This is a genomic window from Rhodococcus sp. BP-332, assembly GCF_019836065.1.
Classification (GTDB): domain Bacteria; phylum Actinomycetota; class Actinomycetes; order Mycobacteriales; family Mycobacteriaceae; genus Rhodococcoides.
The window spans coordinates 674576-687756 of record NZ_JABUEC010000001.1 but is presented as its reverse complement, the minus strand read 5'-3'; the positions used below and the strand labels follow the sequence as shown (position 1 = coordinate 687756).

Genomic DNA, 13181 nt, shown 5'->3' with positions numbered 1-13181 from the left:
CTTCCATGACCGCTCGTGAACCGCACACCGACACCGCCGCCTCGACCGCACCGTCGGATCCGGCGCCGCGCCCGCACGCGAGTGCCGAGGAAGTGCAGGCCGCACGGTCGGACACCAAGCTGGCCCAGGTGCTCTACCACGACTGGGAAGCGGAGACCTACGACGACAAGTGGTCGATCTCCTACGACCAGCGCTGCATCGACTACGCCCGCGGCCGTTTCGACGCGGTGGCCGGATCCGAGGCCCTGCCGTACGGTCGCGCGCTGGAACTGGGCTGCGGTACCGGCTTCTTCCTGCTCAACCTCATGCAGAGCGGCGTCGCCGCGACCGGGTCGGTCACGGACCTGTCGCCGGGCATGGTCAAGGTCGCGCTGCGCAACGCCGAGAACCTGGGCCTCGACGTGGACGGCCGCGTCGCCGACGCCGAGACCATCCCGTACGAGGACGACACGTTCGATCTCGTCGTCGGTCACGCGGTGCTGCACCACATCCCGGACGTGGAGCAGTCGCTGCGCGAGGTGCTGCGCGTGCTCAAGCCCGGCGGCCGGTTCGTGTTCGCGGGCGAGCCGACGACGGTGGGCAACTTCTACGCGCGGTGGCTGGGGCGTCTCACGTGGGAGGCCACGACCCGCACGACGCGGTTGCCGTTCCTCGCGGACTGGCGTCGCCCGCAACAGGAGCTGGACGAGTCGTCCCGTGCCGCGGCACTCGAGGCCGTCGTCGATCTGCACACCTTCGACCCGACGGAGCTCGAGAACATCGCCGTCGCCGCGGGCGCGGACGACGTGCAGGCCAAGACGGAGGAGTTCGCCGCAGCGCTGCTGGGCTGGCCGGTCCGCACCTTCGAGGCGGCGGTGCCGGCGGAGAAGCTGGGTTGGGGCTGGGCGAGGTTCGCGTTCAACGGCTGGAAGTCGCTGTCGTGGCTCGACGAGAACGTGCTGCATCACGTCGTGCCCCGTGGCTACTTCTACAACGTGATGATCACGGGCACGAAGCCGGACACCGGCGCGCTCTGACGCGTCGGTGGGATACTCGTTCGACCTCGACGACGTCGAGTACCTGGCCGGGGCGTCCGACGCGCTGGCCGCGGTCGGTGACCGTGCGCTGACGCCCGCCACGCTGGTCTCGGACATCGGCCGGATCCGCAGTGCCTTCGGTGACCGCGCCGCCGCGCTGATCGAGACGGTCACCCTGCGCCGCAAGGCCGCGACCAAGCTGCCGTTCGCCGGAACGTGGTTGGTCACCGACGACGCGGTGCAGCAGGCCACCACCGAACAGGTGTCCCGGCACCGGGCCGAGCGGCTGCGCGGACGTCGCATCCACGACGTCACCTGCTCGATCGGCACCGAACTGCACACCCTGCACTCGGTCGCGGACATCGTGGTGGGCAGCGATCTCGATCCGGTGCGGTTGGCCATGGCACGACACAACGTTCCCGACGTGGCCGTGCTGCGTGCCGACGCGGTGGTCCCCACCACGCGCGGCACCGTCGTCGTCGCCGACCCCGGCCGCCGCGCCGGCGGCCGCCGCCGTCACGACCCCGCAGCCCTCGAACCCCCGCTTCCGGACCTCCTCGACGCCTATGCCGGCCGCGACCTGGTGGTCAAGTGCGCACCGGGTCTCGACGTCGACCGTCTCGACCTCACGAGCCGACACACGCGGGCCGAGGTCGAACTCGTCTCCCTCGACGGCGCCGTCCGCGAGGCGTGCCTCTGGCTGGGGGAGGTGGCGGACCCCGCTGTGCGTCGCCGTGCGACGGTGCTCCGGTCGGACGGTTCCGCGTGGGAGGTGACGGACGCCGACTCGGACGCCATCGACGACGATCGTGCCCCTGGCAGGTACATCGTCGATCCCGACGGCGCCGTCGTGCGGGCCGGTCTCGTGCGCCACTACGCCGCGAGACATGGACTGTGGCAACTGGATCCACGCATCGCGCACCTCACGGGAGACGCGATACCGGAGGGGACGACGGGCTTCGAGATCCTCGACAGGTTGCCCTTCACCGAGAAGGTGTTGCGCAAGCGGCTCGCGGAGCTGGGATGCGGGTCGCTCGAGATTCTCGTCCGTGGCATCGACGTCGATCCTGCGTTGCTGCGCCCCCGGCTCGATCTCCGGGGCACCGTGCCGCTGGGGCTCGTGATCACCCGGATCGGGCGCTCGGGGGTGGCCTTCGTGTGCGGGCCGCGCACCGGGCCTCAGCGGAACGAGTAGAGGGATCCCAGCGCGGTCGGGACGACCACCTCGCCGTTCGAGCCGACGACGACTCCGGGGCTGTAGCCCTCGGCGCCGGGGAGCGCGTCGGTGTCGACCGTCTCGCCGGTGGCCGTGTCGAAGGTGACGAGTGCGAGCCCGCCACCGTCGCCGACCACCGTGTAGCCCGTGGTGCCACCCGCCAGTGCGGAGGAACCCTGTGTCACGAGATCTGGCCGCTCCCACACCGTTTCGGGTCGCTCGCCAGCATCGCGGATCGCCCGCAGATGCGACCCAGCGCCGCCCGCGGGGACGATGGTGCCGTCCGCAGCGACGGACACACTTCCTGCCGCGCGGTCACCGACGAAGTAGGACCAGATCTCGGAGCCGTCCTCGGTGGAGTACGCACGCACGGTGCCCTCGACGTCCGTGAGGTACACACGGTCACCGTCGGGTGACACCACGGGGCTCGATGTCACGGCGGCGGGAAGCAGGGGCGACGACCACGCCTCGGTGAGGCCGGGGGAGTCCCCGCCGGTATAGGAGAGCGCCACGAGCTGGGGAGCGATGGCGCCGGCGCGCCACAGGACGAGGTAGACGGTCGAGGACTCCAGATCGACGGCCGGTGCCGCCGCGACGGCGCAGTCCGGCCCACCGCCCAGGCAGGCCAGCAGACCGTCGTCCGCGGGCCGCAGCGTGGTGTTCGGCGCGTCCAGGGGCGTGGGATTGGGGTTCAGGTCCAGTACGGGAGCGACCGCGTTCCCGGTCTGGTTGCTCAGCACGTTGATCTGACCGAACTGGGTGACCACCAGGACGTTGCCGTCGGGCAGGAACTGTGGGGTGCGCGGTACTCCGTAGACCGGTGTGCGCCAGCGCAGTTGACCGTTCTGGTTGATCGAGCTCATGCTGCCGTCGTCACCGGCGTAGAGGTTGGACGCCGAGTCGGCGACCGCGGTCGACGAGACGCCGGAGGGTCCGAGCGAGTTGCAGAACCGCTTGCGTCCGGTCTCGCCCTGGAACGATCCGAGCGCGCAGCCGGCTTCTCCGGTCATCGTCACCGTGATCTGACCGTTGGGCGCGACGGAGGGACGTGTGGACGTCGGAGCGCCGAGAGGGCGGGTCCAGTCGAGAGCGAGGGAGCGACTGCCCTCGGTGGTCACGGAGGCGGAGTTGTGGGCGTCGGCGAGACCGCCGCGCCAGCCCTCGTCGCCCAGGATGTCGATGGGCCCGGAGTCACTGCCACAAGCCCCGAGGGCGAGGGCGCCGACCGCGAGGAGAGCGGCACCGGCTCGACGAGTGCGCACCGAGGTACGCGGGTTCTCGTCGTGCATGCACTCTCCTGATGTCGGGTGATCGGCTCGCACGAGACTAACGGCTGAAACGATGCGTCACGGTTCCGACCCCCGGTGGTCGGCCCCCGGGTTCCCTGCGGCGACGCCGACAGTAATGTGCCGCCCATGACCAGCATGTGGAACGCGCCGTTGCGCACCCGGTGGCGAGGATCGCGGCGACGTGACCCCGACCAGGCGCGCTTCCTCACGCTCGCGTCGCTACGCTGGGTGATCAGCCACAAGGCGTACACGCCCTGGTACCTGGTGCGGTACTACCGCCTCGCGCGTTTCAAGGCCGCGAACCCGCACGTGGTGCTGCGCGGAATGGTGTTCCTCGGCAAGAACGTCGAGATCCACGCGACGCCCGAGCTGGCGCGACTCGAGATCGGTCGCTGGGTGCACATCGGTGACGGCAACGCGATCCGCTGCCACGAGGGGTCGCTGCGCATCGGTGACAAGGTGGTGTTCGGCAAGGACAACGTCGTCAACACCTATCTCGATATCGAGATCGGTGCGTCCACCCTCGTCGCCGACTGGTGCTACATCTGCGATTTCGATCATCGGACCGAGGACATCACGGTGCCGATCAAGGATCAGGGCATCGTCAAGTCGCCGGTGCGGATCGGCCCGGACACGTGGATCGCCGCGAAGGTGACCGTGCTGCGGGAGACCGTCGTCGGTCGCGGCTGCGTCCTGGGCGCGCACGCGGTGGTCAAGGGTCACGTGCCCGACTACGGGATCGCGGTCGGCGCACCCGCACGAGTGGTCCGGAACCGTCGCACCGACTGGGAGGCCGGCGCGGAGGACCGCGCGGCGTACGTCGCCGCACTGGAGGACATCGCCCGCAAGAAGTCGCTCGGGAGCGAGTGACTCAGTCCCGTTCGGGCAGTGGACGTTCGCTGATCGTGGGCCTGCCCAGCGGAAAGCGCACCCGGCGCTTCGCGGTGGAGTAGACCGTGGCGGTCTCGCGGGCCACGGAGTGCCAGTCGAAGTCGGACGTGAGTCGCGCACGTGCCGCGTCACTCCGGGTACGTGCCGCAGCGGGGTCGTCGAGTGTGCGCCGCACCGCCGTCGCCAAGGAGCCGACATCGCCGGGAACGAAGGACATCCCGGTGACGCCGTCGACGACGGCTTCGCCCAGGCCGCCCGCGGTGGAGGCGACGAGCGGTGTGCCGGCCGCGGCGCCCTCGAGGGCGATGATGCCGAAGGGCTCGTATCGACTCGGCAGCACCAGCGCGTCCGCCCGATGCAGATGCCCGAGAACGCCGTCGTGGCCGAGGGATCCGACGAACGTCACCGCCCGGCGCACCCGGTGCACACGCGCCAGATCGACGAGGTGGTCGAGCTGGGTCCCGTCGCCGACGACGGTGAGCGTGGTGCCGGGGTGCGTCCGTCGGACACGGGGGAGTGCCGCTATCAGATCCTGCACCCCCTTCTCGTACTCCAACCGACCCACGAAGAGCAGGGACGGGGCGCCGGTGCGCGCCGCGCGAGGACGGTACGTCCAGGTCCGGGTGTCGATGCCGTTGCGTATCACGTGGACCGGGGACGGAAGCGGACCGAAGAGGCGGACCACCTCGTCCTCCATTCCCGCGGAACACGTGATGACGGAATCGGATTCGTGCGCCAGCCACCATTCCACGGAGTGCACCTGGCGGTTCACGCGGCCGGAGACCCATCCGCTGTGGCGTCCGGCCTCCGTCGCGTGGATCGTCGAGACCAGCGGGACGTCGTAGTACTCGGCGAGCGCGATCGCCGGGTGCGCCACCAGCCAGTCGTGGGCATGGACGACGTCGGGAACCCACCCCTCGCCGATGCCGGGCTTGGAGAGTGCGAGGCCGGCGCGCACCATCGCGTGACCCATCGCGAGCGTCCACTCCAGCATGTCCACTCCGAAGGTGAAGTGCGCCGGATCCTCGGCCACGGCGACGACGAGCACGCCCTCGGCGACCGAGCTCACGGTGGGGTGGGTCGCCGCGTCGGAACCCGTGGGGCGGCGGGAGAGGACCACCACCTCGTGTCCGGCCGCGGCCAGTTCCACCGCGAGATGGTGGACGTGGCGACCGAGGCCGCCGACCACCACGGGCGGGTACTCCCACGAGATCATCAGGACCTTCACGCCCGCACCTCCCGACCCGTCGGTTGCAGACGCCGCGCATCGAGGCCCGGGAACAGATCGTCCGCCTGGTTCCACCCGGATGCAAGGTCGGCGGCCCGTGCGTGATGCCCATGCACGCGGGCGTCGGCGATCTCGCGCACCGCGTGAGCGTGCTTGTGGGCGCGGTCGCGGGCGTACTGCGCGGCCGAGTCCTTGCTCACCATGAAGGCCCAGTCGCTCGAGACGGTGAGCATCGTCTCGCGCAGGATCTGGTCCGCGACACGGTCTCGCAGACCGCCGGGGGGTGCCGCGTCGACGGCGTCGAGCGCGGTGGCGGTGACCTCGGCGTTGAGATCGACCAGGTCGCGGACGGGATCGCCCGCCCACACCCGCCAGTCCTTCCCGCTGCCCCAGGAGGTGTCCGGGAGGTCGACGGGGTCACCGACGTAGCCGTCTCGTTTCGCGCCCGCGAGTGTCCCGACGCGGATGCCGGCCTCGGGGAGCGCACGCAGGAGGCCGGCCAACCATGCCGGACCCTCGTGCCACCAGTGTCCGAAGAGCTCGGTGTCGAAGGCGGCGACCACCAGTGCCGGGGACCCGGTGCGCGCGTGTTCGGAGCGCAGCCGGCGGCGAACCACGTCGACGAAGTCCTCGACGTGCGAGCGGACGGCTGCTGCGGCGCGCTCCGGTTCGTACGGTGCCTTGTCCGGGCCCGCGACGCTTCTGCCGGTGACCCGGGACGGCTTCAGCCCGGTGTCGTGGTCGTAGGTGTGGAAGTCGCGGTACGCGGAATGACCGGGATAACCGGACTTCGGTGACCACACGCGATAGCTGACCGGGAGATCGCGACCGAACGCGACGACGTGGGTGTCGCCGACCGGACGGCCGCACGTCGTGTCTCCGTGCAGAGCCGGGCCGTCGACCATGAAGTGTCCGACGCCCGCGGCGGCGTAGTCGAGTTCCATCCCTGCGGTGAAGGCGCACTCGGGTGCCCAGATGCCCTCGGTGCCGCGGCCCCACCGGCGTACGGCGTCGGCGCGTCCCTCGCGGAGCGCGAACGTCCGCAGTCGTGGGTCGAGCAGAGGTTGGAACGGGTGCATCGACGGCCCACCGAGCAGTTCGACGGCGCCGGAGTCGGCCAGTTCGCGCAGTCGGGGGGCGCCGCCGTGGCGCCAGCGGGTCTCGAACTCGTGCAGAGCGGCAGCCGATCGCCGGTGTTCGCGGTGACCGAGCGCGCGGCGGTCCGGGTCACGGGACCCGGCGGCTTCGGCGGCGCGGAGCTGCCAGTTGCCGAGCCAGTGATGCATCCCGTCGAGGCTGTACGGATCGTCCAGTTGGGCGGCGAGTACCGGGGTGACGCCGAGGGTCAGCAGATCGGTGCGGCCCTCGTCGGCCAGGGTCCGCAGTTCGCGGACCACGGGCAGGTACGAATCTGCCCACGACTGGTAGAGCCACTCTTCCCCGACGGGCCACCGCCCCTGGTGGGCGAGCCACGGGAGATGGGAGTGCAGGACGAGCGCGAACATGCCCGGTTCGTCGGCCGAGGTGGCGCTCGTCACGTGCTGGACGGTTTCCGGGCCACCGCGACGAGATCCAGGCTCTCGTCGATCGCCTCGGCGTGAAGGTCGAAGTCGTCGACGGTGATGCCGGCGACGTCGGCGACCAGGGTCGCGGGCCACGGCTCACCGGCGAGCGCGCGGTCGATCTGCGCGTCGATGAACGATCCGCCTTGGGTCGCGTCGAGTTCGCGCAGTCGCTCGCCGTGATGCACTCCGGTCATCGAGTCGATCTCGAATCCCGTGTCGGACAGTAGTTCCCGTAGTTCCGCAGGTGCGAGCTCGCGGGTGTGGAAGGGGTTCAGCGGGGTGTCCCGGCCGGGGGAGAACGTGATGCGGTTGGGAGTGCTGACGAGGAGGACGCCGCCGGGAACCAGAACCCGGAGGCACTCCCGCAGGAACTCGGCCTGGTCCCACAGATGTTCGATCACCTGGAAGTTGACGACGACGTCGACGCTCTCGCCGCGCAGCGGCAGCATCGCGAGGTTGCCTCGGGTCATGGCGACCGACGGGTACCGGCGAGCGACGTGTTCGGCGGCGCTGCGGTCGTAGTCGAGACCGATCACCCGTGTCGCCGTCCGCGCGATCATGTCGGCGCCGTAGCCCTCGCCGGAGCCCGCCTCGAGCACCACTCGGTCGGCGCAGGCCGGTGCGAGACGGCGGTACACGACCTCGTGCCGACGGAACCAGTAGTTCTCCTCGGCGATGCCGGGCACGGTGCGCTCGCCGGTGAGCGGGAGGGGTGTCTCGGTCGACACGGTCGTGTCGGTCGCGGCGTCGTTCATCCGGGCGACAGTAGTTCCCACCTGCCCGGTCGAGCGACGCCGGTCGGCGGTCCGAGGGGCCCCGGGGGGTGATTTATCGGCCCGACAGGAGTAAGTTACCCATCAGTAACCACGAATGGGGTAACGTCCGTGACACGTCGGTTCCGGGGCTTCGGCCCACCGCGCGCAGCGTGAACTCCGAATACGTTTCGGGCCCCGCGCTACGAGATCAAGACCTGATTCACCGAGACAGGACACAGGAGGTCGACGAAGACCCATGACGAACATCGTCGTACTGATCAAGCAGGTTCCCGACACGTGGTCCGAGCGCAAGCTCTCGGACGGCGACTACACGCTCGACCGCGACGCGGCCGATGCCGTGCTCGACGAGATCAACGAGCGCGCCGTGGAGGAGGCACTCCTGATCAAGGAGCGCGACGGCGGCGAGGTCAAGGTTCTCTCGGCAGGACCCGACCGCGCGACCGAGGCCATCCGCAAGGCCCTCTCCATGGGCGCGGACAGTGCTGTGCACGTCAACGATCCGGCCATGCACGGTTCCGACGCCATCCAGACCGCGTGGGCTCTCGCTGCCGCACTCGGCCAGGTGGAGTTCGAGAACGGTGAGGCCGCAGATCTGGTCATCGCCGGCAACGAGGCGACCGACGGCCGCATCGGCGCGGTCCCCGCCATCATCGCCGAGTACCTCGGCATCCCGCAGCTGACCCAGATGCGCAAGCTGGTCGTCGCCGACGGCAAGGTCAGCGGCGAGCGCGAGACCGACGAGGGCATCTTCGGCCTCGAGGCGGATCTCCCCGCGATCGTCAGCGTCACCGAGAAGATCAACGAGCCGCGCTTCCCGTCCTTCAAGGGCATCATGGCCGCCAAGAAGAAGACGGTGCAGGTCCTCACCCTCGCCGACATCGGCGTCGATCCGGAGACCGTGGGCGTCGCGAACGCGGGCACCACCGTCACCACGGTGACCCCGAAGCCGCCGAAGACCGCTGGTGAGCGCGTGAACGACGAGGGCGACGGCGGAACCAAGGTCGCCGAGTACCTCGTCGCGCAGAAGATCATCTAGATCCCCGTCACCAGCACACATTCGTCTCACTGCAGTACAGGAGAAACACCATGGCAGAGGTACTCGTACTCGTCGAGCACGCAGACGGGGCACTGAAGAAGGTCACCAGCGAGCTCATCACGGCCGCCCGCGTTCTGGGTGAGCCGTCCGCGGTGGTCACGGGAGCGCCGGGCACCACCGACGCGATCGCCGCCGCACTCACCGAGGCCGGCGCCGCGAAGATCTATGTCGCGGAGTCCGCCGACGTCGACGGCTTCCTCGTCACGCCCAAGGTCGACGTGCTGTCGTCCCTGGCCGAGTCGGTCTCGCCCGCCGCGATCCTCACGTCCGGTGGCATCGAGGGCAAGGAGGTGGCGGGTCGTCTCGCCGCTCGCCTCGGTGCCGGACTGCACCAGGACGTCGTGGCGATCAACGCCGACAAGTCCGCCACGTACTCCATCTTCGGTGGCGCGTTCACCGTCGAGGCGAAGACCAACGGCGACGTCCCGGTCATCTCGCTCCGCCCGGGTGCCATCGACGCCGAGCCGCAGGCCGGTGCCGGTGAGCGTGTCGACGTCGAGGTTCCCGCGCAGGAGGAGGCCGTCGTCAAGGTCACCTCGCGTGAGCCCGTCGCCGGCGGCGACCGCCCCGAGCTCACCGAGGCGTCGGTCGTCGTCTCCGGTGGTCGCGGTGTCGGCAGCGCGGACAAGTTCTCCGTCGTCGAGGACCTGGCCGACTCGCTCGGTGCGGCCGTCGGCGCGTCGCGTGCAGCCGTCGACTCGGGCTACTACCCGGGCCAGTTCCAGGTGGGTCAGACGGGCAAGACCGTCTCGCCCCAGCTGTACGTCGCGCTCGGCATCTCCGGTGCGATCCAGCACCGCGCCGGCATGCAGACGTCCAAGACGATCGTCGCCGTCAACAAGGACGAGGAAGCACCGATCTTCGAGATCGCGGACTTCGGCGTCGTGGGCGACCTCTTCGACGTCACGCCTCAGCTCGCCGAGGCAGTGAAGAAGCGCAAGGGCTGATCCCCTCAGCAGTACCCGAGAGCCCCGCTACCGTTCGTCGGTAGCGGGGCTTTCGTCGTTCGTGCACCTTCCGGTCACGTCGTGTTGTGAGTGCCGTCGAGTGGGCTCGATAGATCTATGTGCCATGACATCAGATGTGTGCGACTCGGCACCGACCGTCATCACCCCGTCCTCGGCCGACGAGCACGTGCTCGTCTCCGACAAGCACCACTCACTCGTTCTCGGATCCACCCCGGAACACGTGCTCGCGGCGCAGCGGTTGCGCGCCACCGTGTTCGGCTCGGAAGCGGGGTACGAGTCGACCGCCTTCGACGGCGGCCTCGACGCCGACCGCTTCGACGACCACTGCGATCACCTGCTCGTCGTCGACAACCGCACCGGCGATCGTGTCGGCTGCTACCGCATGCTCACCCCGGACGGTGCGGAGCGCGCCGGCGGGTACTACACGGCGACGGAGTTCGACATCAGCGAACTGCGTGCACACGAGTTGCGGACGGTCGAGATGGGTCGTGCATGCGTCCTGGAGGGCCATCGATCCGGCTCGGTGCTGGCGCTGATGTGGTCCGGGATCCTCCGGTACATCGACCTCGGTGGCTACGACCGGGTGATGGGCTGTGTGTCGGTCCCCATGGCACTCGGGGACGGGGAGCCGGACGGCGCGCACGTCAAGGGCGTGTACGACCTCGTCGAGAAGCGGCACCGCTCCGAGGTCCGCGCGTATCCCCGGACCCCCGTGCGGGTCGACGGTGTCGCCCTCGCCGACATGACGGCACCCTCCCGCACCTCGGTGCCGGCCCTGATGCGCGGCTACCTGCGCATGGGCGCCTCGATCTGCGGGGAGCCGGCCCACGATCCCGATTTCGGCGTCGCGGACTTCGTCACCCTCCTGCACATGAAGGACGCCAACGTCCGCTATCTCGACCGGCTCCGCTCGGCCGCGGCGACCGCGGAGTCGCACGCGTGACGACACACGCCTGGATGCCCGCCAGCCCGTGCGGGACGGGGTGTCATCCGGCGGTCTCGGCGACCGTGGGCACCGCACGCGTGGTGGTGCGCTGCGTCCTGGTGGCGGTGCTGCTCGCCGTGGTCCCGCTCCTGCTGGCGGGCCGGGTGTTGCCGGCGGGCGGTCGACGCGCCGCCGCACGTGCCGGAGCCAGGGGACTCCTCGGCGCGCTCGGTGTCCGGGTGACTCTGAACGGCGACCGCACGGCCGAGCCCACCGGCGTCGGAACGCTCGTCGTCGCCAATCACGTGTCCTGGACGGACGTCCTGGTGCTGGCAGCCTGTTTCCCGTGCCGCTTCGTCGCCCGCGCGGACCTCGTGGACTGGCCCGTCCTGGGTCTGCTCGCACGCATCGTGCGGGTCGTCCCCATCGCCCGTGAGCGACTCCGCTCCCTGCCCGGCACCGTCGACGAGGTGACCGAGGCCTTGCGATCGGGAGCCACGGTGGTCGTCTTCCCCGAGGGCACCACCTGGTGCGGAACCGCCTACGGATCGTTCCGTCCCGCCCTGTTCCAGGCGGCCATCGACGCCGGTGCGGTGGTGCGGCCGATCGCGGTCACCTACCGCGACGTCGACCACCGTCCGACGACGGCCACCGCCTTCGTGGGCGACGAGACCATCGGCGAGTCGATGTCGAGGATCCTGCGGCTGAAGGGCGTCCGTGCCGCCGTGCGGGTGTGCGAGGACATCGCGCCCATCGACGATCGTCGACTGCTGGCGCGCAGCGCGGAGTTGGCCGTGCGCCGACACCAGGACGAGACGGCAGTTCCGCCCCTGCGCGTCACCCGCACGCGACTGCCGCGCCGGGATCGGCTCGCCCAGCCGGTCCGCCCCGGTGAGTACGCCGGAACCGTCGTGCGGGCGCGCTGACGCACGGCAGTTCGGGCGTGCTCGCGCGGGGGAGAGGCGAGGTCCGCGACCGGTTATCCTGGACCACGTCATGCCACAGCCCCCACGTGTGCCCGGAACGCCGGTGTACCTCGATCATGCCGCGACCACTCCGATGGTCCCCGCGGCGATCGAGGCGATGACGGAGATCCATCGGACCGTGGGAAACGCGTCGTCCCTGCACGGATCGGGGCGCACGGCCCGCCGCCGCATCGAGGAGTCGCGGGAGTCCATCGCCGCGGCGCTGGGCGCTCGTCCGTCCGAGGTCATCTTCACCTCCGGCGGCACCGAGAGCGACAATCTGGCGGTCAAGGGCATCTTCTGGGCACGCCGAGCGCGTGATCCTCGTCGCGTCCGCGTGATCACCAGCTCGGTCGAGCATCACGCCGTGCTCGATGCCGTGGAGTGGCTCGAACGTCACGAGGGCGCCGCGGTGTCCTGGTTGCCGGTCGAGGCCGACGGCCGCGTCCTCCCGTCGACGCTGCGCCGAGAACTCGAGCTGCACCCCGACGAGGTCGCCGTCGTGTCGATCATGTGGGCGAACAACGAGGTGGGCACCATCATGGCGATCCGCGAACTCGCTGCCATCGCGGCCGAGTTCGACGTGCCCATGCACAGCGACGCGGTCCAGGTGGCCGGTGTCCGTGAGCTCGACTTCGCGTCCAGTGGTCTCTCCGCGCTGTCCATCGCGGCACACAAGTTCGGCGGACCCCAGGGCGTCGGCGCGCTGCTGCTCGGACGCTCGGTGCCCTGCGAATCACTGCTGCACGGAGGCGGTCAGGAACGCGACGTCCGGTCCGGGACGCCCGACACGGCAGGTGCCGTGGGCATGGCGGCCGCCCTCGACGTCGCCGTCGCCGGACGGGCCGACACCGAGGCGCGGCTCGTGGCGTTGCGCGAGCGTGTCATCGAGGGTGTCCTCGACGCGGTGCCCGGCGCGTCGGTCAACGGTGCCCGCGGCGCGGACAGACTTCCCGGCAACGTGCACGTCACGTTCCCCGGATGCGAGGGCGATTCACTGTTGATGTTGCTCGACGCCTCCGGTGTCGAGTGTTCGACGGGATCCGCGTGCACGGCGGGTGTCGCGCGGGCGAGTCATGTGCTGCTGGCGATGGGCGTCGATGCGGCCGATGCCCGCGGATCACTGCGGTTCTCCTTGGGCCACACCAGCACCGACGCCGATGTCGACGCACTGCTCGAGGTCCTGCCGCGCGTCGTCGAACGTGCGCGGGCCGCCGGCATGGCGTCCAGTTCGAGATGACGAGAA

The 13181-nt window shown here is 70.1% G+C and carries 12 protein-coding genes; 8 read left to right on the top strand and 4 right to left on the bottom strand.

Going from position 1 to position 13181, the window contains the following annotated elements; translation table 11 throughout:
- Window positions 1–5: 5 nt before the first annotated feature.
- Window positions 6–1016: a class I SAM-dependent methyltransferase gene (locus tag HQ314_RS03185; protein WP_027507036.1), complete on the top strand. Its 1011-nt coding sequence runs from the start codon at window positions 6–8 to the stop codon at window positions 1014–1016.
- A 7-nt stretch (window positions 1017–1023) separates the two neighbouring features.
- Complete coding sequence (locus tag HQ314_RS03180) at window positions 1024–2211, top strand: hypothetical protein (RefSeq protein ID WP_027507035.1); 1188 nt, start codon at window positions 1024–1026, stop codon at window positions 2209–2211.
- Here HQ314_RS03180 and HQ314_RS03175 read toward each other — a convergent pair.
- Window positions 2196–3521, bottom strand: coding sequence for a PQQ-binding-like beta-propeller repeat protein (locus HQ314_RS03175; protein ID WP_222649248.1), 1326 nt, complete (start codon window positions 3519–3521; stop codon window positions 2196–2198). The genes HQ314_RS03180 and HQ314_RS03175 overlap by 16 nt on opposite strands.
- A 126-nt stretch (window positions 3522–3647) precedes the next feature.
- Between HQ314_RS03175 and HQ314_RS03170 the strand changes: the two genes are divergently transcribed.
- Complete coding sequence (locus tag HQ314_RS03170; protein ID WP_222637765.1) at window positions 3648–4391, top strand: acyltransferase; 744 nt, start codon at window positions 3648–3650, stop codon at window positions 4389–4391.
- 1 nt (window position 4392) lies between these two features.
- On the opposite strand, the gene HQ314_RS03165 is transcribed toward HQ314_RS03170, so the two are convergent.
- The 3 genes from HQ314_RS03165 to HQ314_RS03155 are packed head-to-tail and all read right to left on the bottom strand — an operon-like array spanning window position 4393 to window position 7960.
- Window positions 4393–5640 (bottom strand): glycosyltransferase family 4 protein, encoded by a 1248-nt coding sequence (locus HQ314_RS03165; protein ID WP_027507032.1) that lies wholly within the window; start codon window positions 5638–5640, stop codon window positions 4393–4395.
- Window positions 5637–7145, bottom strand: a complete 1509-nt coding sequence (locus HQ314_RS03160) for a glycoside hydrolase family 57 protein (protein ID WP_222649516.1) — start codon at window positions 7143–7145, stop codon at window positions 5637–5639. The genes HQ314_RS03165 and HQ314_RS03160 overlap by 4 nt, the downstream gene beginning before the upstream one ends.
- A 29-nt stretch (window positions 7146–7174) precedes the next feature.
- Window positions 7175–7960 (bottom strand): bifunctional 2-polyprenyl-6-hydroxyphenol methylase/3-demethylubiquinol 3-O-methyltransferase UbiG, encoded by a 786-nt coding sequence (locus tag HQ314_RS03155; protein WP_222649247.1) that lies wholly within the window; start codon window positions 7958–7960, stop codon window positions 7175–7177.
- A gap of 256 nt (window positions 7961–8216) precedes the next feature.
- On the opposite strand from HQ314_RS03155, the gene HQ314_RS03150 reads away from it, so the two are divergent.
- The 5 genes from HQ314_RS03150 (at window position 8217) to HQ314_RS03130 (ending at window position 13175) form a co-directional block, all read left to right on the top strand.
- Complete coding sequence (locus HQ314_RS03150; protein ID WP_027507029.1) at window positions 8217–9017, top strand: electron transfer flavoprotein subunit beta/FixA family protein; 801 nt, start codon at window positions 8217–8219, stop codon at window positions 9015–9017.
- Window positions 9018–9067: 50 nt separating this feature from the next.
- The gene (locus HQ314_RS03145) at window positions 9068–10024 is read left to right on the top strand and encodes an electron transfer flavoprotein subunit alpha/FixB family protein (protein WP_027507028.1); all 957 of its coding nucleotides are present in this window, start codon (window positions 9068–9070) and stop codon (window positions 10022–10024) included.
- 124 nt (window positions 10025–10148) lie between these two features.
- Window positions 10149–10988 carry a GNAT family N-acetyltransferase gene (locus tag HQ314_RS03140; protein ID WP_222649246.1) on the top strand — a complete coding sequence of 280 codons (840 nt, stop codon included), beginning with the start codon at window positions 10149–10151 and terminating at the stop codon, window positions 10986–10988.
- A 65-nt stretch (window positions 10989–11053) separates the two neighbouring features.
- On the top strand, window positions 11054–11896 hold the full coding sequence (locus tag HQ314_RS03135; RefSeq protein ID WP_222649245.1) for a lysophospholipid acyltransferase family protein: 843 nt from the start codon (window positions 11054–11056) through the stop codon (window positions 11894–11896).
- 70 nt (window positions 11897–11966) lie between these two features.
- Window positions 11967–13175 carry a cysteine desulfurase family protein gene (locus HQ314_RS03130; RefSeq protein ID WP_222649244.1) on the top strand — a complete coding sequence of 403 codons (1209 nt, stop codon included), beginning with the start codon at window positions 11967–11969 and terminating at the stop codon, window positions 13173–13175.
- The last annotated feature ends 6 nt before the right edge of the window (window positions 13176–13181 follow it).

Coding starts and splice junctions, on each gene's coding strand:
- HQ314_RS03150 (WP_027507029.1), top strand. CDS start 8,217: ATGACGAACATCGTCGTACTGATCAAGCAGGTTCCCGACACGTGGTCC.
- HQ314_RS03160 (WP_222649516.1), bottom strand. CDS start 7,145: ATGTTCGCGCTCGTCCTGCACTCCCATCTCCCGTGGCTCGCCCACCAG.
- HQ314_RS03155 (WP_222649247.1), bottom strand. CDS start 7,960: ATGAACGACGCCGCGACCGACACGACCGTGTCGACCGAGACACCCCTC.
- HQ314_RS03140 (WP_222649246.1), top strand. CDS start 10,149: ATGACATCAGATGTGTGCGACTCGGCACCGACCGTCATCACCCCGTCC.
- HQ314_RS03145 (WP_027507028.1), top strand. CDS start 9,068: ATGGCAGAGGTACTCGTACTCGTCGAGCACGCAGACGGGGCACTGAAG.
- HQ314_RS03185 (WP_027507036.1), top strand. CDS start 6: ATGACCGCTCGTGAACCGCACACCGACACCGCCGCCTCGACCGCACCG.
- HQ314_RS03175 (WP_222649248.1), bottom strand. CDS start 3,521: ATGCACGACGAGAACCCGCGTACCTCGGTGCGCACTCGTCGAGCCGGT.
- HQ314_RS03170 (WP_222637765.1), top strand. CDS start 3,648: ATGACCAGCATGTGGAACGCGCCGTTGCGCACCCGGTGGCGAGGATCG.
- HQ314_RS03130 (WP_222649244.1), top strand. CDS start 11,967: ATGCCACAGCCCCCACGTGTGCCCGGAACGCCGGTGTACCTCGATCAT.